Below are 21682 nucleotides of genomic sequence, written 5' to 3' on the forward strand. Positions count from 1 at the left end.
ACCCGCTCCCAGGCACCGGTTCCTGTTCCGTTCGGCTCCGCTTCCGCGCGGGCAACAATGGACATGAGGCTCAGGCCGTTCCGGGCGGTATCCGCCGGGCAACGCCTGTGTCGCGTCCGATCTTCACGAATCCCCTATTCGCGAGTTCCGGATTGCTCCCCGAAGACGCCCCGGCCGCGCACCCACGGCCCTCGGAACATCCGCGGGGACCGCGTGCGCCATGTCCCCCCAAGTCGATATGAATCGCTTGCAAGACGGTAGACCGCCCCCTGCGAGGGGCGCAACAGAACTTCGGCCTTGACGGAAGCTTTACCGGAAACGAATCCGGACCCCGTGTCCGGACCGCCACGCGGGCGAAGTGATCGGCCCGAAAGCAAAGGGGCGCGGCCTGCGCCACGCCCCTGAAATGCCTTGTTTTTATGGCCGATCAGGCCCCCAGAGCCTTCACCCGGGCCGACAGCCGCGAGATCTTGCGGGCGGCGGTGTTCTTGTGGACGACGCCTTTTGTCACGCCGCGCATCAGTTCGGGTTGGGCGAGGCGGAGGGCGGCGGTGGCGGCGGCCTGGTCGCCGGTCGCGATGGCCTCCTCGACCTTGCGAAGGAAGGTGCGGATGCGCGAGCGGCGGGCCTTGTTCACCGCGGTGCGGCGTTCGATCTGGCGGGCGCGTTTCTTGGCCTGGGGCGAATTTGCCATGGTTTTCAGATACCTCTGTGTCCGGGTCGTCGTTCAAAATCCTCGCGCGACGAGTTCCCGGCCGGGTGTCCAGATCACCGGCTGATTCCGGCCAGAGCGGGCCTCACGCGCATGCAGGCCCCGGCCTATAGGGCAGATCGGGACCGAAGGAAAGGCCGAAAAACCGGATCGGAATTCCATATGAAACCCATATGAATTCCATATGACTTTTTTCGGCCCCCCCGCGAGGCTATTTCGCGGGACTACTTGTCGCGGAACTGCGGTTCGCGTTTCTCGACGAAAGCCTGCATGCCCTCGGTCTGGTCCTCGGTGGCGAACATCATGTGGAACATGCGCCGCTCGAACAGCAGCCCCTCGCGCAGGGTCGTCTCGTAGCTGCGGTTGACGCATTCCTTGACGGCCATCGCGGTCAGCGCCGATTTCTCGGCGATCTTCTGGGCGGCGGCCATCGCCTCTTCCATCAGCTTCTTGGCGGGCACCACGCGGCTGACCAGCCCCGAGCGTTCCGCCTCTTCGGCATCCATGAAGCGGCCGGTCAGGTGCATGTCCATCGCCTTGGACTTGCCGATGATGCGGGTCAGCCGCTGGGTGCCGCCGATGCCCGCGACCACGCCCAGATTGATCTCGGGCTGGCCGAATTTCGCGGTGTCGGCGGCGATGATGAAATCGCACATCAGGGCCAGTTCGCAGCCCCCGCCGAGGCAATAGCCCGACACGGCCGCGATGATCGGCTTGCGGCAGGCGAGAAAGCGTTCGGTCTCGGGGGTGAAGAGGTCGCCCGCGAAGACGTCGACAAAGCTTTTCTGGCTCATCTCGCGAATGTCGGCCCCGGCGGCGAACGCCTTTTCCGAGCCGGTCAGCACGATGCAGCGCACCTTGTCATTGGCGTTGGCCTGGGCCACCGCGTCGGCCAGTTCGGCCATCAGCTCGGCATTCAGCGCGTTCAGCGCGTCGGGCCGGTTCAGCCGGATCAGCGCGACATGGTCTTCGATCTCGACGATCAGCGTCTTGTAAGCCATCTGGGGCTCGCCTCCGTTCCGTTCGGAGCCGAACCCTTAACCTTCTGGCCCGGGCTTTCAAGCTATCTTTGGCATTGCGGACAGTAGAAGGTCGACCGCCCGGACTGGACGATTCGCCCGATTGTCCCGCCACAACCGGGGGTCGGGCAGGGCCCGCCCGCGCGGCCATAGGCGCGGAACGCATGCTGGAAATAGCCGAGTTCCCCGTCGGTTCGGCGGTAATCGCGCAAGGACGATCCGCCCGCCTCGATCGCCTCGGCCAGAACGTCGCGGATCACGGGCACGAGGCTTGCCGCGCGGGGTGCGGCAATCCGGCCCGCCTGCCGTTTCGGCGAGATGCCCGCGCGGTGCAGCGCCTCGCAGACATAGATATTGCCCAGCCCCGCCACGACATGCTGATCCAGCAGCGCGGCCTTGATCGGCGTCATCCGGCCGCGCAGGCGGGCCACCAGATAGGGTTCGTCGAAGGCGTTGCCGAGCGGTTCCGGGCCAAGCCCCGCCAGAAGGCGATGGGTTTCCAGGCGGTCGGTCGCGATCAGGTCCATCGCGCCGAAGCGGCGCGGGTCGTTGAAGGTGATGCGCGCGCCGCCCTCGATATCCAGCACGACATGATCGTGTTTCTCGGGCGCGGGATGGGCGTGGACGAACGCGCCCAGCATCTGCCCCGAGACCAGCACCCGGCCCGACATGCCCAGATGCCAGATCAGCGTCTCGCCGGTGTCGAGATCGGCCAGCAGGTATTTCGACCGCCGCCCCAGCCGGATCACCCGCGCGCCGGTCAGCCGGTCGGCCATCCCTTCGGGAAAGGGCCAGCGCAGGTCGGGGCGGTTGACCTGTGCGCGGGCGATCACCCGGCCCTCCAGCACCGGCGACAGGCCGCGACGCACTGTCTCTACCTCTGGCAATTCGGGCATCGGGGCCTTCCTTGTGGTCCGCTTCGCATTGTAGTCCCCGCAGGGCGCCCTATAAGAAGGGCGCGGCAGATCAACGGCAAGGCCCATGACAGAGCAAGCCCAGAACACCACGCATTTCGGTTTCCAGACGGTGCCCGAAGAGGAAAAGGCGGGGATGGTGCACGGGGTCTTTACCCGCGTCGCCTCGCGCTATGACCTGATGAACGATCTGATGTCGGCGGGCATTCACCGCGTCTGGAAGGATGCGATGATGGACTGGCTGGCGCCGCAGCCCTGGCAAAGGCTGCTGGATGTGGCGGGCGGCACGGGCGATATCGCGTTCCGGTTCCTCAAGCGCGCGCCGGGGGCGCAGGCGGTGGTCTGCGACCTGACCGAGTCGATGCTGGTCGAGGGCCAGAAACGCGCCGAGGCCGAGCGGCTGGGCGAGGATCTGGACTGGGTGGTGGGCGACGCGATGGCGCTGCCTTTCGAGACGGGCAGTTTCGACGTGGTGACCAACGCCTTCGGCACCCGCAATGTCACCCGCATCCAGGACTGGCTGAACGAGGCCTATCGCGTGCTGCGCCCCGGCGGGCGGCTGATGGTTCTGGAATTCAGCCAGATGCCCAACCCGATGCTGCAATGGGCCTATGACCGCTATTCCTTCAACGTGATCCCGGTGATGGGGCAGATCGTGACGAACGATCGCGGCAGCTATCAATACCTAGTGGAATCGATCCGCAAGTTCCCCGATCAGGACACGTTTGCCGACATGATCCGCCGGGCCGGGTTCGAGCAGGTGAAATACCGCAACATGTCGATGGGCATCGCGGCGCTGCATTCGGGCTGGAAGATCTAGGTGCGCGGTCCCCACAATATCGTCCGGCTGGTGCAGACGCTGGCCACCTTCGAGCGCACGGGCGCGAACCGCTTTGTCCTTGAGGCGATGGAGGCGCCCGCCAGCGTGCGGGTGGCGGCGCGCATCCTGGGCTGGCCGTTCAAGGTGCTGGGCAAGAAGGGCGATCCCGACCAGCCCCCGGTGACGCGGGCGCTGACCGCGCTGGGGCCGGCCTATATCAAGTTCGGCCAGATCCTCTCGACCCGGCCCGATGTGGTGGGCGACGAGCTGGCGGTGCAGCTGCGCGTGTTGCAGGACAAGCTGCCGCCGTTTCCGATCGAGGTGGCGAAGGAAACCGTGGGGCTGGAGCTGGGCCGCCCGGCGGACGAGCTGTTCTCGGAGTTCTCGGAACCGATCGCGGCGGCCTCGATCGCGCAGGTGCACAAGGCACGGGTGCGCGAGACCGGGGAACTGGTGGCGGTCAAGGTGCTGCGGCCGAATATCGAGCGCGATTTCCGCAAGGATGTGGATGCGTTCTACCTGGCGGCCTCGACCATCGAGATCCTGGCGCCGTTCTCGCGGCGGCTGCGGCCGACCGGCGTGATCGCGCATTTCGACAGCGTGGTGGCGGGCGAGCTGGACCTGCGGATCGAGACGGCGGCGGCGGGCGAGTTCGCGGCGAATACCGAGGGCGATGCGGGGTTTGTCGTGCCGCGGGTGATCTGGCCGCTGTCGGGCAAGCGGGTGATGACGCTGGGCTGGTGCGAGGGCGAGCCGATCGGCGACAATGCGGCGCTGGACGCGGCGGGGCATGACCGGCGGGTGCTGGGCGAGCGGGTGCTGTCGATGTTCCTGCGGCATGCGCTGCGCGACGGGTTCTTTCATGCCGACATGCACCAGGGCAACATGAAGGTCGCGCCGAACGGCGATATCCTGGTGTTCGATTTCGGCATCATGGGGCGGATCGACGAATATACCCGCCGGGTCTATGCCGAGATCCTGTTCGGCTTCATCCGGCGCGATTACCGCCGGGTGGCCGAGGTGCATTTCGAGGCCGGATACGTTCCCTATGACCGCGATATCGACGAGTTCGCGCAGGCGTTGCGCTCGGTCGGCGAGCCGATCTTCGGGATGGATGCGAGCCATATCTCGATGGCCCGGCTTCTGGCCTATCTGTTCGAGGTCACCGAACGCTTCGGCATGGCGACGCGGACCGAACTGATCCTGCTGCAGCGCACGATGGTCGTGGTCGAGGGGGTGTCGCGGTCGCTGAACCCGTCGATCAATATCTGGGAAGTCGCCCGGCCCATCGTCGAGGACTACATCAAGCAGAATATCGGACCCAAGGCGCTGATCCGGGATCTGAGGCGCACCGCGCTGGTGCTGGCGCGGTTCGGCCCGCGGCTGCCGGAAATGGCCGAGGCCGCGCTGATCCGCCAGTCGAACCCGCCGCCCGAGCCGACGCGATCCAGGGCGCTGAAGCCCGCCTTGTGGGCGGGGCTGGGCGCGGTGGCGGGCGGTGCGGCGGTGGCGCTGGCGCTGCTGGTCTGAGCGGCCTCAGCCCGGCTGGCGCAGCGCGGTCACGTTGCTGGCCGATGTCTCGCCGCCGCCCTGGAAGACCAGCTTGACGCCGCTGGCATCGCTGCGCACCTCGACGATGGGGGCATAGATCTCGGCCGCGCTTTCGCCGATGCGCGCGCCTTCCGAAAAGCTCTCGACCACGAAGCTGTAGCGGCCCGAGGCAAGCGTGGCCCCGTCCTGTCCCACACCGGTCCATTGCACCGGCGAGCCATCGGTGGCGATGGGCAGGCGCTGCACTTCGCGGCCACTGGCGTTGCGCACGACAAGCTGGGCGCTGTCGGCCGCAGGCAGGGGCTGGGGCAGGACCGTGATCGGAGTGCCCGTGAACTGTGCGGGCACCGCGGCGCGCCCCTCCATCCCGACCCAGGTGCCGTATTGCGCGAGCCCGGCGCCGCCCATGTTCTCGGTCAGTTGCTTGAGCAGGTCGTTGGTGCGCACCTGCTGTTCCACCCCCGAAAAGGTCGCGAGCTGCACCGCATAATCGGTCGACTCGATCGGATTGAGCGGATCCTGGTTCTTCATCTGGACCGTCAGCATCTTGAGGAAGGTCTCGAAATCGCTGCTGATATTGGCGGCCTTGGCGCTGGGCGAGGCGGCGGTGGTCGTGGCGGCGGTGGTCGTGGCGGCGGTCGGGTAGGTCACGCTGGTCATCTGGATCACTCCGTTCAAAGGCGCAGGTCGAGCCCGCCCGCGGCCATGGTCCGGCCTGCGGTCGCGGGTGGGGCGGACGGGGCGCTGTCATCGCCCGTCATGCCGGGGGTGGGGGCACTGTCAGGGGCCTGCCCCTGCCGCCCGCCCTTGCCCCGGAAATCGAGCACCACCTCGCCATAGCCAAGCTCGCGCATCGCATTGCCCAGAAGGTCGGCATGGCGGCGCATCAGGTCGAGCGTATCGGCGCGGTCGGCATTGATCGTGACGGTGATGCCGTTCTCGCCCGGCGCCAGCGTCAGGCGCACCCGGCCCAGTTCCTCGGGGCTGAGCGTCAGTTCCACCGCGCCGTCGGCGGCCCGGTGCAGGGCCTCGGCCATGGTGCGCATCGCCGGGCGCGGGGCATCGGCAAGCTGCGGCGCGGGGACGGAAGACCGGGGCGCGTCGGCGCCCGGGCGTTCGGGTCCGGGCGCATCGCCGCGCGCCGCGGTCTCGGTCACGGCGCCATCGCCCGACACGGCGGACGCGCGCGCGGGATCGGTTGGCGTGACATCCTGGGGCGGGACCAGGGCGGCGGCGGGCGCGCTGCCCGAATCGGGGCGCAGGACGGGGCCGACCGGGGGTGGCAGGTCGGCAGACCGATCGGCGCGGACCGCGCGCTTGCCGACGCGCGCGGGTTGGGGGTCGGCATCCGCCGCCTGGCGCAGCGCCGTTGCAGGGGTGTCGGGGCCTGATTTGCCGGGCATCGCCGGGGGGGCGGGGCGGGCCTCGGCAAGCGGCGGCCTGTCATCCGTGGCCGCGGAGGGGGCGTCGCCCGTCGGCAGAGCCTCCGGCTCCGGCGCCTCCGCCCCGGCGGGGGCGGCAAGGGGGGGCGTCTGCCGCGCGGCCATCACGGGCGGAGCGGGAACGGGACGCGGGTCCGGGCGCGTTTCGTTCCGGGTTTCGGGCTGGATTTCAGGGCGCGCCTCCGGGCCGGTTCCGGGCTGCCGTGCCTCGGCCGGGGGCGGCATGGCGCGGGACGGGAGGGGGGCTGCGCCCGGATCGGGGCGCGCGGTGGCGGACGCCCCGGCGGCGGGGGGCGTAACCTCCGGCGCACGGGGCGCTGCGGGATCCGCCGGGGAGCCCAGCGCGGGCCGGGCAGGCGCTGCCCCGGGAAACGCATCGACGCGGCCGGGCGCTGCGGGGCGCTGCGCGGCAACCTGCTCGGCAACGCGGTCCAGGACGGGGGCGGGAAGGGGCGCGCCGGGCATCGCGGGGCCTGCCGCCCCGGGAACGCGCAGTTCCGCCGCGGGGAGCGGTGCATCGGCGCGGCGGGACGGCGGAACGGTATCGGGGTCGGTGTCGTCGGACCCTGCCAGCGGAGCGGGCGGGGCGAGCGGGGGCGCCATGTCGGGGCGGACGCTGTCCGCATTCCCGTCGGTCGCCTCGGCGGGCGGGAATGCGGCGACGGGCCGGGATCCGTTGTCCCCGGCGGGGTCGCGGAGCACCGGCTCCTCGGTCGGTTGCGCAGCGGAACCAAGCAGCAGGGCCATCCCGGCCGCGAGACGCGCGCCGGGTTCGGCCGGGCGCCACAGGGCAAGCCCGGCGGTCGATCCGGCCCCGTCATCGGCGGGGACCAGGTGCAGGGGCAGCGCCGCGGCCACCCCGGAACCGTCGGACAGGCCGGGGGGCAGGCGGGCGGGCGCGGCGCCCTGTTCCCCGGCGAAGGCGGCAAGGAAGGCGCCGGGCTCTGCCCCGGGCAGCGCCGCGCCGGGACGGGCCGCGTCGGGCTGCACGGGCAGGCCGCCCGCCGCAAGGTCGAAAAGGGGAAAGGGTTGCATGCGCATCGCCGGACTTCTGCCACTGGTCGGGAGCAGACTGGCCGACAAGCGGTTACCGCTTCTTTACCGCTTGCCCCGCATAACCGGGAAAACGACTCGCAATTTAGGGATCATGCCATGCTGCCTCCCGTTACCGCACCCGTTGGCGGCCAGAGCCACGCCGTTCAGGAAACGCGCCTGCGCGAGGCCGCGCAGAAGCTGGAGGCGCAGTTCCTGGCCGAGATGCTGAAACATGCCGGCCTGGGCGAGACCCAGGGGCCGTTCACCGGCGGGGCGGGCGAGACGCAGTTCGCCTCGTTCCTGCGCGAGGCGCAGGCCGGGGAGATGGTGCGCGCGGGCGGAATCGGGCTGGCGGAACGGCTGTTCGAAGCGCTGAAGGAGCGGGCCGATGGCAAGTGAGGCGCTGGAGGATCTTCTGGAGCGCGAGGCCGAGGCGCTGCGCCGGGCCGATTTCGCGGCGCTGACCGGGATCGCCGAGGAGAAGGAACGGCTGGCCGCGGCCCTGGCGGCGGCGCCCGAGGAGGATGCCGACAGGCTGGCGCGGCTCAGGGCGCTGGCCGAGCGCAATGCCGGGCTGCTGGAGGCGGTGCGTCGCGGCGTGGACAGCGCGGCCGAAACCCTGCGCCGCGCGCGCGAACCGGCCGCGCCGCTCAGCACCTATGACAAGAGCGGCCAGTGCAGCCCGATCGGCGCCACGCAAGGGTCGCTGACCCGCCGTGCCTAGGCCTCATTTTCGCCCAGACGCCCCGGTAATACCCAGTTTCATTAGCCGTCGTTTAACCCGCAGCTGAAATGCTCGGGACCGCGTCCGGAAGATGGATGGCACGGCACGGGACCTCTCCACAGCCGTAAGGGTGAGAACACCTCGGATCGTCGTTACAGGCGGCTTCAACCCGTGGCGCAAAGCGCCATACGCAAGGAAGGACCGGAACCATGTCCAGCATCAACACGAATAGCGGCGCAATGGTCGCGCTGCAGACCCTCAAGGGCATCAACAACAACCTCGCCAAGGTGCAGTCGGAAATCTCGACCGGCAAGTCGATCGACTCCGCCAAGGACAACGCCGCCGTCTGGGCCATCGCCAAGACGATGGAAGCCGACGTCTCGGGCTTCAAGAAGATCTCGGACGGCCTGTCGGGCGCCGAAGCGACCGTTTCGGTGGCGCGCAACGCAGCCGAATCGATCACCGACCTGCTCAAGGACATGAAGGACCAGATCGTTCAGTCCGTGGGCGCCGCGAACGACGAAGAGCGGACGAAGATCCAGGCCAACGTGAACGCGCTGCGCGAGCAGGTCGCCTCGGTCGTCGGCGCCGCCCAGTTCAACGGCGTCAACCTGATCGACGGCACCGCCGGCACGATGGAGGTGCTGTCGTCGCTGAACCGCGACTCGGCCGGTCTGGTGACCTCGGCCAAGATCGACGTGGCCTCGCAGGATCTCTCGATCGGCGACTATACGGCCAAGGATGCGTTCTCCGGCACCACCGGTGCATCGACCAACGGGGACGCCGCCGCCTTCTCGCTGGATGCCACCGGCGGGTCCGACGACATCCTCATCCTGGATGCGACCTACGAGGTTGGCGACAGCCTCAGCGTGCGGATCGGCGAGAAGACGGTGACCCACACCTTCTCGCAGGCGGATATCGACTCGACCACGCCCGAGGCCGTGGCCGCGACCTCGCTGAAGGCCAAGATCGAGGCGCTCGGCATCAGCGGACTCGAGGTGGACTATGACGCCGCCGCCGCCGGAACGCTCAGCCTGACCAATAACGGCGCGAACGACCTGTCGGTGAGCATGCAGTTCAAGAATGCCGGGACGGGCGGACTGGGTGCCCTCGAGGCGATCAACGTGTCGGACGCTACCGGCGCCACCAATGCGCTTGCGGCAATCGACGGCCTGATCAAGACCTCGATCGACGCTGCCGCCGCCTTCGGCACGTCGCAGAACCAGCTCGAGACCCAGAACGATTTCGTCAGCAAGCTGATGGACTCGATGAAAACCGGCATCGGCTCGATGGTCGATGCCGACATGGAGGCGGTCTCGGCCCGGCTCCAGGCGTTGCAGGTCCAGCAGCAGCTGGCCACCCAGTCGCTGTCGATCGCCAACCAGGCGCCGCAGAACCTGCTGTCGCTCTTCCGCTAAGGCAAGGCAGGGCCGGGGCAAAAGCCCCGGCCCTTTCCTGACGCACCTAGCCCCCTCTCAGAACGGAAGGACAGACAGTGAACGCCCTGCACATGGCCCGGAATGCCTATTCGGCCCCCACCCAGGCCCAGACCCGCCCCCCCCGCGCCACCGAATACGCGGCCTTTGCCCGCATCACCGCCCGGCTGAAGGCCGCAGATGCCGACGGACGGAAGAACTATCCCGCCCTCGCCGCCGCAATCCACGAAAACCGCAAGCTGTGGACGATGCTGGCCGCGGATGTCGCCGATGGCGACAACGGGCTGCCGACGCAACTGCGCGCGCGCATCTTCTACCTGTTCGAATTCACCACCCATCACAGCCGCGAGGTGCTGAACGGCAAGGCCGATGTCGGCCCTCTGGTCGAGATCAATACCGCCGTGATGCGCGGCCTCGGGAAATCGGAGGCGGAGGCATGAGCGGTCTTGTCCTGAAGCTGGGTCCCAAGGAACGGGTGCTGGTCAATGGCGCGGTGATCGAGAATGGCGACCGCCGCACCCGACTGTCGATCAAGACGCCCAACGCCAACATCCTGCGGCTGCGCGACGCGATCCACCCCGAAGAGGTGAACACGCCCGTGCGCCGGGTCTGCTACATGGCGCAACTGGTGCTGTCGGGCGATTCGGTGCCCGAGGACATCCGCCCGCAATTGCTGCGCGGGATCGAACAGCTGAGCCAGGTGCTGACCGACCATGACAGCCGCACCCAGCTGACACTGGCCACCCAGGCGGTGCTGGCGGCGGATTACTACCAGGCGCTGAAGGCGTTGCGCAGCCTGTTGCCGCGCGAGGAACGCCTGCTGGCGGGTACGAGGCCGTCATGAGCTTTCAGCCGATCCTGCCGATCGGCGGTTACGCCGGCTGGCGCTTTCTCGAACGCACGATGGAGCGCCAGCAGGAGGCTTTCAACAAATCCACGACGGTTCAGCGCGAGATCGACTATTTCGCGGAGAAGATCGGCAAGGTCACGAATGCGGACGAGATCGTCTCGGACTACCGGCTGCTGAAGGTGGCGCTGGGGGCGTTCGGGCTGCAGGACGATATCGGCTCGAAATTCTTCATCCGAAAGGTGCTGTCCGAGGGCACCAGCGCCGATGACGCGCTGGCCAACAAGCTGGCCGACAAGAGCTATTTCAAGCTGGCCGAGGCCTTCGGCTTTGGCGGGTCCGGCCCGCCACGCACCCAGGAGCCGGGTTTTGCGGAACGGATCGCCAAGGCCTATCGCGAGCGCAGCTTCGAGGTGGCGGTCGGCCAGCAGAACAACGACATGCGCCTGGCGCTGAACATCGACCGCGACCTGGGCGGCATCGCACAGGACGAGTCAAGCGACCGGGGCAAATGGTTCAGCGTGATGGGCTCGGGCCCGCTGCGGCAGGTCTTCGACACCGCGTTCGGGCTGCCCACCGCCTTTGCCGCGCTGGATCTCGACCGGCAGCTCGAAGTCTATCGCGACAAGGCCAAGGCGATGTTCGGCAGTTCCGAGGCGGCGCAGTTCACCGACCCGGACAAGCGCGAGAAGCTGATCAAGATGTTCCTGATCCGCAGCGAGATCGCCTCGGGCGGCGGCAATTACAGCCCGGGCCAGACCGCGCTGACATTGCTGCGCGGCGGCTGAGGCGCACCGGGCCGGATCAGCCCCGGGAACCGGCCGGATCGGCCGCCGCGAGGACGTCGGACAGACGGGCGAAGCTGGTTGCGACATCGCCTGGCGCGTCTTCGGAGAGGAAGGCGTCGAGCCCGGGCCAGACCCGGATCGCGGCGTCGATCTCGGGGTCGGACCCGGCGGCGTACAGTCCCGCCTGGATCATCATCTCGGCGCGGTCATAGGCCCCGAGCAGGCGACGCGCCTGCGCGATCAGGGCGTTCTCGGGACCGCTGGCCGCCCGCGGCAGGCTGCGCGAGACCGAGCGCAGCAGATCGACTGCCGGGAACCGCCCGCGTTCGGCGATGCGCCGGTCGAGCACCACATGGCCGTCGAGCACGCCGCGCAGGATGTCGGCGACCGGCTCTTCCATGTCCGAGCCCGCCACCAGCACCGAGAAGACGGCGGTGATGTCGCCCGCGCCCTCGACGCCCGGGCCGGCGCGTTCGGCAAGCGCCATGATCGCCTGCGCGGTCGAGGGCGGATAGCCGCGCAGCGCCGCGGGTTCGGCCGCGGCAAGGGCAAGCTCGCGATGCGCCTCGGCGAAGCGGGTAACCGAATCGGCGAGGAACAGGACATGGTGGCCCTCGTCGCGGAAATGCTCGGCCACGGCCATCGCCGCCCAGGCCGCGCGGCGGCGCACCATCGGCGACTGGTCGGAGGTGGCCGCGACGATCACCGAGCGCGCCATGCCCTCGGGCCCCAGCACATGCGAGACGAACTCGCCGACCTCGCGGCCGCGTTCGCCGACCATGGCGATCACCGCCATGTCGGCCTGAACGCCGCGGGCGAGCTTGGCCAGCAGCGTCGACTTGCCGACGCCCGAACCCGCGAACAGGCCGATGCGCTGGCCGCGCACGATGGGCAGAAGCGTGTCGAAGGCTGCAAGCCCGGTGCCGAGCCGCGGGCCGAGGCCCCGGCGCGCGGTGGCAGGGGGCGGCGCGGCGCGCAGCGGCCGCGGTTCCGGTCCCGGCATCAGCGGGCGGCCGTCGAGCGGCTGGCCGAACGGATCGACGATCCGGCCAAGCCAGCCGCGATGCGGCGCGATATGGCCCGGGCCGGTCAACACGACGCGGTCGCCCACCGACAGCCCCTCGGGCGTGCCGTCGGGCAGCACGGTCACCGTGCCCTGGGCCAGCGCCAGCACCTCGCCCCGCCGACGCACGCCACGGCCATGCCGGATCTCGACCAGATCGCCCAGCCCGGCCTCGGCCGACAGGCCCGAGACGGTCACCGTGCCGCTGCCCGCGGCGGTGACGCGGCCGACCGCGCGGATCGGGGCCAGCGCGGCGATATGCGCCTGAAGGGCGGCGAAGGGGCTTTCGGGCATGCGGGGTCTCCGGTCCGGGCCGACACTTACCGTTTCTAAAGGAATCATCCTTAAGCCTTGATTGAAGCCGAGGGAGAATCCCCGATGTTCGAAAAGCTGGAAATCTTTCGCATGGCGCATGGGCTGGCAACGCATGCCGGCACGCGCCAGGCCGTCGTGGCCCGCAACGTGGCCAATGCAGACACGCCCGGATACCGGGCGCAGGACATCGCGGCATTCGCCGACACCTACCGCAAGACCGGGGACGAGATGGGCCTGCGCAGGACGCGCGAGGGGCACATGCCGGCGCGCGACCCCCTGCCCTTCCGCACCGAGCTGCGCGCCGACGACGTGCCCGGCGAGCCGAACGGCAACAGCGTTGCCCTGGAAGAGGAAATGCTGAAGGCGGCCGACACCAAGAGCAAGCACGACCTGGCGCTGGCGGTCTACCGCTCGTCGCTCAGCATCATCCGCACCAGCCTTGGCCGGTCGGGGGGATAGGAGGCTTGAATGACCGATCTCAGCGATAGTCGCGGCCTTTCGGCCAGCGGGTTGCGCGCCCAGGCACAGCGGCTGCGCCACCTGTCCGAGAACATCGCCAATGTCGATACGCCCGGCTATCGGCGCAAGCTGACGAGTTTCGAGGCCGAATTGGCGTCCAAGGGGCCGGAGGGCGCGGTCCGGACGGGGCCGGTTCGGCTGGACCGGACCGAGCTGCCGAAGGTCTATGACCCCTCGCATCCGATGGCCGATGCGACCGGGCATTACGACGGCTCGAACGTCAACCTCATCATCGAGATCGCCGACGCGCGCGAGGCACAGCGCAGCTACGAAGCGAACCTGAAACTGTTCGATCAGGCCCGGCAGATGTCGCGCGGCCTGTTCGACCTTCTGCGCCGTTAGGAGATCGATCCATGGATATCCGTTCCAGCATCGCCGCCAATGCCTATGCATCGGCCAGGCCCGCGACCCAGCCGCAGAAACCCGAGCAGGGCGGCGTCTTTGCCGATGCGGCCCAGAAATTCGGCCAGATGCTGCAGAATGGCGAGCAGACGGCGATGGCGGCGATGTCGGGGGGCGCCGATCCGCATGCGCTGGTGCAGGCGCTGGCCCAGACCGAACTGGCCGTCGAGACCGCCGTGACCGTGCGCAACAAGGTGGTCGAGGCCTATCAGGAAATCCTCAGGATGCCGGTGTAGGCCATGACCGAATTCGTCTTCTACGACACGTTGCGCCAGGGGCTGTGGATCGCGGTGATCATCTCGATCCCGATCCTGACCGCCGCGCTGGTCACCGGGGTCGCGATCGGCCTGTTCCAGGCGCTGACCTCGGTGCAGGAAATGACGCTGACCTTCGTGCCCAAGCTGGCGGCGATCCTGATCGTGTTCTGGATGTCGATGGCCTTCATGACCGAGACGCTGACCAGTTTCTTCACCGGCCGGATCGTGCCGATGATCGCGGGGATCTGAGATGGACAGCACCGGATACACCACGCTGACCCGCCAGGTCGGGCTGATGCGCGAGATGCAGAGCGTGGCGAACAACATCGCCAATGCCTCGACAGCCGGGTTCCGGCGCGAGGGCGTGATCTTTTCGGAACATATCGCCGCGCTCGACGGGCCGGGGGGGTCGCTGTCGATGGCGAATGCGCATGTGCGCAACATCGACCTCAGCCAGGCGCCGCTGACCCAGACCAATGGCCAGTTCGATTTCGCCATCGAGGGCGAGGGGTTCTTCCTGCTGGAAACGCCGCAGGGCGAGCGGCTGACCCGGGCGGGCAGCTTCACGCCGGACGCCAATGGCGAACTGGTTTCGCCCGATGGCCACCGGCTGCTGGATGGCGGCGGAGCACCGATCTTCGTGCCGCCCGACGCCGCCTCGGTCGCGCTGGCGGCGGATGGGACGCTGAGCGCGGATGGCCAGCTTCTGGGGCAGATCGGGCTGTTCCTGCCCGCCGACCGCAACGCGATGACCCATGTCGCCGGCACGTTGTTCGACCCCGGCGGCGCACCCGAGCCGTTCCTGGAGGGCACCATCCTGCAAGGCTATGTCGAGCAGTCGAACGTGAACGCGGTCTCCGAGATCACGCGGATGATCGAGGTTCAGCGCGCCTACGAGCTTGGCCAGAACTTCCTCAACCAGGAGGACGAACGTATCCGCAGCGCCGTCCGCACCCTGAGCGGCAACAGCTAGACCGGAAAGGATTGACCCATGCGCGCCCTCTCCATCGCCGCGACCGGCATGTCGGCCCAGCAGATGCGGGTCGAGGTGATCTCGAACAACCTCGCCAACATGAGCACCACGGGCTACGACGCCCGCCGGGCCGAGTTCGCCGACCTGCATTACCAGCAGGTGACGCGGCCGGGCACGATCAACGCCTCGGACGGCACGGTGCTGCCGACCGGGGTGCAGCTGGGCCTGGGCGTGCGGCCGGCCTCGGTCACGGTGAACCTGGCGCAGGGCGCGCTGTCGCAGACCGGGGGCGATCTGGACGTCGCGATCGAGGGGCGGGGCTATCTGGAGGTCACGCTGCCGAACGGCAACCCCGCCTATACCCGGGACGGCGCGCTGAAACGCACCGGCGACGGGCTGATCGTGACCTCGGACGGGTTCGAGGTGGCGCCGGGCATCGTCATCCCGGACGACGTGCGCAGCCTGTCGATCAATGCCGATGGCGAGATCTATGCCTATTTCCAGAACCAGGTGCAGCCGCAGCTTCTGGGCCAGTTCACGCTGACGATCTTTACCAACGAGAAGGGGCTGGAGGCCATCGGCTCGAACCTGTTCACCGAGACCGAGGCGTCGGGCGGACCGATCGCGGGCGTTCCCGGCGACGAGGGCTATGGCACGCTGCGCCAGGGCTATCTGGAGGAAAGCACGGTCGATCCGGTGCGCGAGATTACCGAACTGATCCAGGCCCAGCGCGGCTATGAGCTGAACTCCAAGGTCATCACCGCCGCCGACCAGATGCTGGCCGCCACGACGCAGGTGCGCTGATGCGGACCGTGCTGCTCCTCGGCGCGCTTGCCGCCGCCGCCCCGGCCCCGATTTCGGCCGAGATGCTGGTGGCCACGCGAACGATCCGCGGCCAGACGATCCTGGGGCCCGGCGATGTCGCGCTGGCCGAGGGCACGATGGCGGGCGCGCTGACCGACCCCTACGACGCGATCGGGCAGGAGGCGCGCGTCAATCTCTATGCCGGGCGACCGATCATGGCCGGCGATCTGGGCGCCCCCGCGATCATCGAGCGCAACCAGATCGTGACGGTCTTCTACCGCAACGGCGTCGTGAACATCGCGGCCGATGGCCGCGCGCTGGAACGCGCGGGCATCGGCGACCCGCTCAGAGTGATGAACCTCGCCTCGCGCACGACCGTCACCGGATTCGTCGCGTCGGACGGCACAGTGACCGTCGGCGCCTCTGCCAGACCCTAGGAGCCCAAGCCCATGAACCGCCTGATCCTTCTTGCCTGCGCTGCGGCGCTTGCCCTGCCCACCGCCTGTTCGAAGCTGGAGGATGTCGGCAAGGCACCGGCCTTCAAGCCGGTCGAGGGCAGCAACGAATATTACGCGATGACCGCGCAGGGCGGCCTGCCCAACGCCGCCGAGCGGCGCAGGCCGGTGGACAGCTCGTCGCTTTGGGCGGGCGGGCGCAAGTCGCTGCTGGGCGATCGGCGCGCGGGACGGCAGGGCGACATCATGACGGTCGTGATCCAGATCGACGACAAGGCCGAGATCTCGAACCAGACCGCGCGCAGCCGCACCGGCTCGACCTCGATGGGCATTCCGCAGATGCTGGGCCTGCCCCAGATCATCGACCAGGCGCTGCCCGACGGGGCCACGATGGCCAATGCGGCCAATGCCAATTCGAGCACGAACCACAATGGCAACGGCTCGGTCCGCCGCAACGAGAAGCTGACGCTGCGCATCGCCGCGACGATCACCGAAGTCTTGCCGAATGGCGTGCTGCGGGTCGAGGGCTCGCAGGAGGTGCGGGTCAATTTCGAGATGCGGGAACTGATCGTCACGGGCTATGTCCGGCCCGAGGACATCTCGCGCCAGAACGAGATCACCTATGACAAGATCGCCTCGGCGCGCATCTCTTATGGCGGGCGCGGCCAGATCACCGACATGCAGCAACCGCGCTATGGCCAGCAGGTCGCTGACATCCTGCTGCCGTTCTGAGGGCCGAGATGGGCAAGCTTCTCCCCGTCATCATCGCGGTCGTCGGCCTTCTTGCGGGGGCCGGTGCGGGGTTCTTCCTGCGCCCCGCACCCGAGCCCGAGGTCATGGCCGAAGGCGAAGCCGGCGAGGACGCCGCCCAGACCGCGGGCACGCCCACGGCGAAGCCCGCGGCCGACGGAAAGGCGGATGCGGAACGCGATTTCATCAAGCTGAACAACCAGTTCGTGATTCCGGTCGTGCGCAACGGCCGGGTCGCCTCGCTGGTGGTGATGTCCCTGAGCATCGAGGTCACGACGGGCAGCACGGAACTGGTCTTCAAGAACGAGCCCAAGCTGCGCGACGCCTTTCTTCAGGTCATGTTCGACCATGCCAATGCCGGCGGGTTCGACGGCGCCTTTACCGAGACCGGCACCATGACCATGCTGCGGCGCGCCCTTCTGGAGGCGGCCGACCAGGTGATCGGCGCACGCGCGCGCGACATCCTGATCACCGATATCGTCCGCCAGGACGCCTGATCCGCCGATCAGCTTTCGGCCGCGCCGCGGATCAGCCTATGCAGCGCCTCGTCCCGCCCGAAGGCGCGGGCGGCCTCTCGAAGCCGCAGCGCCTCTTCGGACCGGGCGCGCGCCAGAGCACCGTTCAACGCGGCGCGGCGCTGCAGATACCGGCGGCCGCGGCTCTGGCCCATCACGGCGCGCGCCGCGGGATCGGTTTCGGCTTCGCAGGCGCGCCATTCGGCATCCAGCGCGGCGATCTCGGCCTCGATCCGGCGGCACTCTCCGGCCGCGGCCTTGAGCCGGGCAAGCGCGGCATCGCGCAGCATGCCGCCGACCTCACCCAACCGCCGCAACCTGCCATCGACCCGCGCCATCAGCGGGCCCGCGCGCGGGTGCGCATCTCTTCGGCAAAGCGGATCGCGGCGGCCACGGCGCGGTAATGCTCGGGCTGGATCTCGGCGCCGATCTCGACGGTGGCGTAAAGCGCGCGCGCGGTCGGCGGATCGCGCCGCATCGGCACGCCCGAGGCGGCGGCGACCTCGCGGATCCGGGCGGCGACCTCGTCCACGCCCTTGGCCACGCAGACCGGCGCGCCGGGCGTCGCACGGTCCCATTTCAGCGCGACGGCGTAATGGGTCGGGTTGACGATCACCACATCGGCCTTGGGCACGTCGGTCAGCATCCGGTTGGTCGCGATGTCCATCCCGCGCTGGCGGCGCTGCTGTTTCATGTGGGGATCGCCCTCGGACTGCTTGATCTCGTCCTTCAGTTCCTGGTGCGACATCCGGTTCTTGCGGCGATGCTCGGCCAGTTGCCACAGGTAATCGACGGCCGCGATGCCGCCGGCGATCGCGACCGCGACCGCCATGAACTCGATCGCCATCCGCCCCAGCGTCGCGGCCGCCATGCCTGGCGAGAGGAACATCGTGCCGATCAGCTGCTCGATCCGGGCCGAGAGATAGACGCCGAGCAGAAGGATGTAGAGCGTCAGCTTGGCCGCGCTCTTGGCGAATTCGAACAGACCGCCGCGGCCGAACTTGTTCTTGGCGTTCTGGAGCAGCGAGATCTTGGACAGCTTGGGCTTGATCTTCTCGGGCGCGACGACAAGGCTGCGCTGGGCGAGGATCGAGGTCAGCGCGGCCAGGCCGGGCAGCGTCAGCCAGGGCAGCGCGGCCAGCATCGCGCTGGCCATCAGCCCGCCGACCGGCGCGCTGCCATGCCCGCCCAGCATCATCGGCGCGATCCGGTCGGCCTGGCCGATCAGCCCGGCGCCGATCCCGCCCAGCGCGGTCAGGCTGGCCGCGCCCAGGCCCAGCGCGGTGAGGGTCAGGCCCAGATAGGCGGCGGCGGTGTGCAGGTCGGTGGATTTCGCAAACTCGCCCTTCTTGCGGGCGTCGTCCAGTTTCTTCTGTGTCGGCTCGAACTGCTTGTCGCCGGGGCTCTCGTCGCTCATCGCCCGGCTCCGAACGGGGCGGCGTAAAGCTCGATCAGGCCGGTCTGCCACAGGCCCAGCATCGGCGGCAGGGCCAGCATCAGCAGGATCAGCCCGCCTGCCGTGATCGCGGGCGCCCCGACGAAGGCGACCATGAGCTGCGGCATCGCCTTGTTGATGACGCCAAGCGCGAGGTTGTAGATCAGCGCGGCGATGACGAAGGGCATGGCCAGCGTGGCGGCCAGCGCAAAGCCCTGCGCGATCCGCAGCACGCCCCAATCGGCCAGTTCGGCGGCATCGGGAAAGCGGCCGGCGGGCAGCAGGTCGTAGGACAGGATCATCGCCTCGGCGGCGCGCACATGCAGCCCCGACATCACCGCCAGCGCCAGCCCCGCCATCACCATCAGCCGCCCCATGGCGGGTTGCGGATCCATCGCGGTCGCGCCCAGCATCTGCGCGAGCGACGTGGCCTGGGCGGCGATCTCGCCGGCGATCTGGAGCGCAAGGATCATCAGCCGCAGCACCAGCCCCAGCGCAAGGCCGATCACCGTTTCGGTGGCGACGGCGATCCCCAGCGGGCCGGGCGCGATGTCGATCCCGGGCGCGACGGCGGGCGCCACGACCGCGGTGAAGGCCAGCGCGAGGCCCAGCCGGATCCGCACCGGAACCGCCCGCTCGCCGAAGGCGGGCAGCATCGCCAGCACCGCGCCGACCCGCAGGAACACCAGCCAGGAGGCCCAGAGCAGGGGCTGCCACAGCTCGGCCAGTTCCGCGAGGTCGTAGGTCATGCCGCCACCATGCCGACCAGGGAGGGGCGGGAATTGGTGCCGATTTCCTCGAAGGAGAGGACCGCCACCGAGATGCCCTTGGCCGAGAGCGCCGTCTGCAGGAAGCGCCTGCGCCGCCCCGAGGTGGCGATCACCGGGAAGACCCCGGCCTCGCCCGCGCGTGCGAGCCGTTCGGACACCGCGCCCGCCAGGCGGTTGAACTCCTCGGGCGGCAGGGCGACATCGGGCGGGCCGTAATCGTTGGCGATCTGGTAGGAAGTGAAGCGGTCTTCCCATTCCGGGACGAGTTGCAGCAGGGGCAGCGTGCCGTCCTCGCGCCGGTGTTCGGCCACGAGCTGGAAGCCCAGGCGGCGGCGGACATGCTCGCAGATCGCCTCGGCGCTGGCATGCGAGGGGCGGGCCTCGGCGATGGCTTCGAGGATCAGCGGCAGGTTGCGGATCGAAACCCGCTCCTCGAGCAGCAGGCGCAGAACGGCGAGCAGAAGGTCTGTCGGCACCTTGTCGGGCACAAGTTCCTCAAGCATCCGGCGGTTGGCCGCGGCGCGGTCGGTGTCGGAAAGGTTGGTCAGTTCGTCGAGCAGCCGACGCAGCGCCTTGTTGGTCATCAGCCGGGCAAAGTTGCGCTTGACCACTTCCAGCAGATGGGTGGCCAGCACCTCGGAGGCGTTGACCACGGTGACGCCCATCAGCGCCAGTTCCTCGCGCTGGTCGGCGGCGACCCAGCGGGCGGGCGCGCCATAGACCGGCTCGCGCACATCCTCGCCCGGGGGCAGCGGCGTCGCCGCGTCGGGCTGCAGCGCCAGCACCTGTTCGGGGCGCAGCCGGTCGCGCGCCTGTTCGACCCCCTGGATGCGCATGACATAGGTTCCGGGCACCAGCGCGCCGTTGTCGGTCAGCCGGATCTCGGGAAGGATCAGACCGAAGCTTTCGGCCACATGGCGACGCATCGAGGTGATCCGGGCCTCGATCCCCGTGGCCGGGTCGAGCACCATGCCGACGAGATCGGGCGCGAATTCCAGGTGGATGTCGTCGAGGTCGAGCAGATCGCCCAGGCGGTTGGCAGGCTTGGCCTCGGCCGCCTCGCCGTCCTTGGGTTGCGCCGCGGCCGCGGCTTCGCGCTGGGCGCGGCGATACATCGCCACGGCGGCCAGGCCCAGCGCCGCGGCACCCGCGATGAAGGGCAGGAAGGGCAGGCCCGGGACCAGCGCAAAGAGGCCCAGCAGAACGGCGACGGTGCCCAGCGCGGCGGGGTGGCGGCCAAGCTGGCTGAACAGGGCGAAATCGGCCGTTCCGGTGGCGCCCCCGCGCGACAGCAGTAGCGCCGCGGCAATCGAGATGACGACCGCCGGGATCTGGGTCACAAGCCCGTCGCCCACGGTCAGGATCGCATAGGTCTCGAACGCGCGGCCGATCGGCATGCCATGCACGATCACGCCCATCGCCAGCCCCATGATGAGGTTCAGCAGCGTGATGAGAAGCCCCGCGACCGCGTCGCCCTTGACGAATTTCGACGCCCCGTCGAGCGAACCGAAGAACGTGGTCTCGGCCTGTTCGCGTTCGCGCCGGGCCTTGGCCTCGGCATGGTCGATGGCGCCCGCGGCCATGTCGCTGTCGATGGCGAGCTGCTTGCCGGGCATGCCGTCCAGCGCGAAACGCGCGCCGACCTCGGCCATGCGGCCCGCGCCCTTGGTGATGACGATGAAGTTGACGATCATCAGCACGGCGAAGACCACGAGCCCGAGGAACACGCTGCCGCCCATGACGAACATCGCGAATCCCTCGATCACGTCGCCCGCGGCGCCGGTGCCGGTATGGCCCTGGCCGATGATCAGCTTGGTCGAGGAGACGTTGAGCGAGAGCCGCAGCATCACGGCGGCCAGAAGCACCGTGGGAAAGGCCGAGAAATCGAGCGGCCGCTCGATGAAGAGCGTGACCGTGAAGATCAGGATCGCGATCGCGAAGGAGGCCGCGAGGCCGATATCCAGCACCCAGGCCGGCATCGGCAGGATCATCATCACGATCACCGCCATCAGCGCGAGCGCGAGCAGGATCGTCGGGCGGAAGAGTTCCTTGAGCGTCAGGTTCGGCACGGACGCCCCCCGCCTGTTGCGCAAGCCGCGTCGCGGCAAGGGGATGGGCCCGCGTCAGGGGCGGGCG

Annotated in this window: 27 protein-coding genes; 17 read left to right on the top strand and 10 right to left on the bottom strand. The window is 68.9% G+C overall.

The features are described 5' to 3' along the window. Positions 1-427: 427 nt before the first annotated feature. The 3 genes from rpsT to mutM form a co-directional block, all read right to left on the bottom strand. Positions 428-694: a 30S ribosomal protein S20 gene (gene rpsT / locus EV216_RS02830; RefSeq protein ID WP_132693548.1), complete on the bottom strand. Its 267-nt coding sequence runs from the start codon at positions 692-694 to the stop codon at positions 428-430. A 242-nt stretch (positions 695-936) separates the two neighbouring features. Next, on the bottom strand, positions 937-1713 hold the full coding sequence (locus EV216_RS02835; RefSeq protein ID WP_132693549.1) for an enoyl-CoA hydratase: 777 nt from the start codon (positions 1711-1713) through the stop codon (positions 937-939). Positions 1714-1775: 62 nt separating this feature from the next. Continuing rightward, positions 1776-2627 carry a bifunctional DNA-formamidopyrimidine glycosylase/DNA-(apurinic or apyrimidinic site) lyase gene (gene mutM / locus EV216_RS02840; protein WP_132693550.1) on the bottom strand — a complete coding sequence of 284 codons (852 nt, stop codon included), beginning with the start codon at positions 2625-2627 and terminating at the stop codon, positions 1776-1778. Between the two features lie 85 nt (positions 2628-2712). On the opposite strand from mutM, the gene ubiE reads away from it, so the two are divergent. Then, positions 2713-3465: a bifunctional demethylmenaquinone methyltransferase/2-methoxy-6-polyprenyl-1,4-benzoquinol methylase UbiE gene (ubiE, locus tag EV216_RS02845; RefSeq protein ID WP_132693551.1), complete on the top strand. Its 753-nt coding sequence runs from the start codon at positions 2713-2715 to the stop codon at positions 3463-3465. Then, complete coding sequence (gene ubiB, locus EV216_RS02850; RefSeq protein WP_132693552.1) at positions 3466-4995, top strand: 2-polyprenylphenol 6-hydroxylase; 1530 nt, start codon at positions 3466-3468, stop codon at positions 4993-4995. It abuts the gene before it with no gap. A 6-nt stretch (positions 4996-5001) separates the two neighbouring features. Here the strand turns inward: ubiB and EV216_RS02855 are convergent, their stop codons facing one another. Beyond that, positions 5002-5676 carry a flagellar hook capping FlgD N-terminal domain-containing protein gene (locus tag EV216_RS02855; protein WP_132693553.1) on the bottom strand — a complete coding sequence of 225 codons (675 nt, stop codon included), beginning with the start codon at positions 5674-5676 and terminating at the stop codon, positions 5002-5004. A 14-nt stretch (positions 5677-5690) separates the two neighbouring features. Further along, on the bottom strand, positions 5691-7493 hold the full coding sequence (gene fliK / locus EV216_RS02860) for a flagellar hook-length control protein FliK (RefSeq protein WP_132693554.1): 1803 nt from the start codon (positions 7491-7493) through the stop codon (positions 5691-5693). A 117-nt stretch (positions 7494-7610) separates the two neighbouring features. Here fliK and EV216_RS02865 point away from each other — a divergent pair, with 117 nt between their 5' ends. The 6 genes from EV216_RS02865 to EV216_RS02890 all read left to right on the top strand — a co-directional run bounded on the left by EV216_RS02865 (position 7611) and on the right by EV216_RS02890 (position 11288). Beyond that, positions 7611-7892 carry a rod-binding protein gene (locus tag EV216_RS02865; RefSeq protein ID WP_132693555.1) on the top strand — a complete coding sequence of 94 codons (282 nt, stop codon included), beginning with the start codon at positions 7611-7613 and terminating at the stop codon, positions 7890-7892. Beyond that, on the top strand, positions 7882-8217 hold the full coding sequence (locus tag EV216_RS02870; RefSeq protein WP_132693556.1) for a hypothetical protein: 336 nt from the start codon (positions 7882-7884) through the stop codon (positions 8215-8217). Before EV216_RS02865 ends, EV216_RS02870 begins: the two co-directional genes overlap by 11 nt. Before the next feature lie 209 nt (positions 8218-8426). Continuing rightward, positions 8427-9635 carry a flagellin gene (locus EV216_RS02875; RefSeq protein ID WP_132693557.1) on the top strand — a complete coding sequence of 403 codons (1209 nt, stop codon included), beginning with the start codon at positions 8427-8429 and terminating at the stop codon, positions 9633-9635. A gap of 77 nt (positions 9636-9712) precedes the next feature. Then, positions 9713-10093 carry a flagellar biosynthesis regulator FlaF gene (gene flaF, locus EV216_RS02880; protein ID WP_165899120.1) on the top strand — a complete coding sequence of 127 codons (381 nt, stop codon included), beginning with the start codon at positions 9713-9715 and terminating at the stop codon, positions 10091-10093. Then, positions 10090-10497, top strand: a complete 408-nt coding sequence (gene flbT, locus EV216_RS02885) for a flagellar biosynthesis repressor FlbT (RefSeq protein WP_132693558.1) — start codon at positions 10090-10092, stop codon at positions 10495-10497. The genes flaF and flbT overlap by 4 nt, the downstream gene beginning before the upstream one ends. After that, the gene (locus EV216_RS02890) at positions 10494-11288 is read left to right on the top strand and encodes a DUF1217 domain-containing protein (protein ID WP_132693559.1); all 795 of its coding nucleotides are present in this window, start codon (positions 10494-10496) and stop codon (positions 11286-11288) included. Before flbT ends, EV216_RS02890 begins: the two co-directional genes overlap by 4 nt. A gap of 16 nt (positions 11289-11304) precedes the next feature. Here EV216_RS02890 and EV216_RS02895 read toward each other — a convergent pair whose 3' ends face one another. Next, the gene (locus tag EV216_RS02895) at positions 11305-12645 is read right to left on the bottom strand and encodes a FliI/YscN family ATPase (RefSeq protein ID WP_132693560.1); all 1341 of its coding nucleotides are present in this window, start codon (positions 12643-12645) and stop codon (positions 11305-11307) included. Between the two features lie 84 nt (positions 12646-12729). Between EV216_RS02895 and EV216_RS02900 the strand changes: the two genes are divergently transcribed. Genes EV216_RS02900 through EV216_RS02940 form a run of 9 tightly spaced genes read left to right on the top strand, consistent with a single transcriptional unit; the run spans position 12730 to position 17323 of the window. Next, positions 12730-13125 carry a FlgB family protein gene (locus EV216_RS02900; RefSeq protein ID WP_132693561.1) on the top strand — a complete coding sequence of 132 codons (396 nt, stop codon included), beginning with the start codon at positions 12730-12732 and terminating at the stop codon, positions 13123-13125. Between the two features lie 9 nt (positions 13126-13134). After that, positions 13135-13527: a flagellar basal body rod protein FlgC gene (flgC, locus tag EV216_RS02905; protein WP_132693562.1), complete on the top strand. Its 393-nt coding sequence runs from the start codon at positions 13135-13137 to the stop codon at positions 13525-13527. Between the two features lie 11 nt (positions 13528-13538). After that, positions 13539-13823 carry a flagellar hook-basal body complex protein FliE gene (gene fliE, locus EV216_RS02910; RefSeq protein ID WP_132693563.1) on the top strand — a complete coding sequence of 95 codons (285 nt, stop codon included), beginning with the start codon at positions 13539-13541 and terminating at the stop codon, positions 13821-13823. A 3-nt stretch (positions 13824-13826) separates the two neighbouring features. Beyond that, positions 13827-14093: a flagellar biosynthetic protein FliQ gene (locus tag EV216_RS02915; RefSeq protein WP_132693564.1), complete on the top strand. Its 267-nt coding sequence runs from the start codon at positions 13827-13829 to the stop codon at positions 14091-14093. 1 nt (position 14094) lies between these two features. Continuing rightward, positions 14095-14817, top strand: a complete 723-nt coding sequence (locus EV216_RS02920; RefSeq protein WP_132693565.1) for a flagellar hook-basal body complex protein — start codon at positions 14095-14097, stop codon at positions 14815-14817. 18 nt (positions 14818-14835) lie between these two features. Beyond that, positions 14836-15621, top strand: coding sequence for a flagellar basal-body rod protein FlgG (flgG, locus tag EV216_RS02925; RefSeq protein ID WP_132693566.1), 786 nt, complete (start codon positions 14836-14838; stop codon positions 15619-15621). Beyond that, a complete protein-coding gene (gene flgA, locus EV216_RS02930) occupies positions 15621-16058 on the top strand; it encodes a flagellar basal body P-ring formation chaperone FlgA (RefSeq protein ID WP_132693567.1) in 438 nt (145 codons plus the stop codon). Before flgG ends, flgA begins: the two co-directional genes overlap by 1 nt. A gap of 12 nt (positions 16059-16070) precedes the next feature. Continuing rightward, positions 16071-16808: a flagellar basal body L-ring protein FlgH gene (gene flgH / locus EV216_RS02935; protein ID WP_132693568.1), complete on the top strand. Its 738-nt coding sequence runs from the start codon at positions 16071-16073 to the stop codon at positions 16806-16808. An 8-nt stretch (positions 16809-16816) separates the two neighbouring features. Further along, positions 16817-17323, top strand: a complete 507-nt coding sequence (locus tag EV216_RS02940) for a flagellar basal body-associated FliL family protein (protein WP_132693569.1) — start codon at positions 16817-16819, stop codon at positions 17321-17323. Positions 17324-17331: 8 nt separating this feature from the next. On the opposite strand, the gene EV216_RS02945 is transcribed toward EV216_RS02940, so the two are convergent. Genes EV216_RS02945 through flhA form a run of 4 tightly spaced genes read right to left on the bottom strand, consistent with a single transcriptional unit; the run spans position 17332 to position 21555 of the window. Next, positions 17332-17679, bottom strand: coding sequence for a hypothetical protein (locus EV216_RS02945; protein WP_132693570.1), 348 nt, complete (start codon positions 17677-17679; stop codon positions 17332-17334). Further along, on the bottom strand, positions 17679-18758 hold the full coding sequence (locus EV216_RS02950) for an EscU/YscU/HrcU family type III secretion system export apparatus switch protein (protein ID WP_132693571.1): 1080 nt from the start codon (positions 18756-18758) through the stop codon (positions 17679-17681). The genes EV216_RS02945 and EV216_RS02950 overlap by 1 nt, the downstream gene beginning before the upstream one ends. Continuing rightward, positions 18755-19525 carry a flagellar biosynthetic protein FliR gene (locus EV216_RS02955; RefSeq protein WP_132693572.1) on the bottom strand — a complete coding sequence of 257 codons (771 nt, stop codon included), beginning with the start codon at positions 19523-19525 and terminating at the stop codon, positions 18755-18757. The genes EV216_RS02950 and EV216_RS02955 overlap by 4 nt, the downstream gene beginning before the upstream one ends. Then, positions 19522-21555, bottom strand: coding sequence for a flagellar biosynthesis protein FlhA (gene flhA, locus EV216_RS02960; RefSeq protein ID WP_424511166.1), 2034 nt, complete (start codon positions 21553-21555; stop codon positions 19522-19524). Before flhA ends, EV216_RS02955 begins: the two co-directional genes overlap by 4 nt. Between the last annotated feature and the right edge of the window lie 127 nt (positions 21556-21682).

Source organism: Rhodovulum steppense (assembly GCF_004339675.1).
GTDB lineage: Bacteria > Pseudomonadota > Alphaproteobacteria > Rhodobacterales > Rhodobacteraceae > Rhodovulum > Rhodovulum steppense.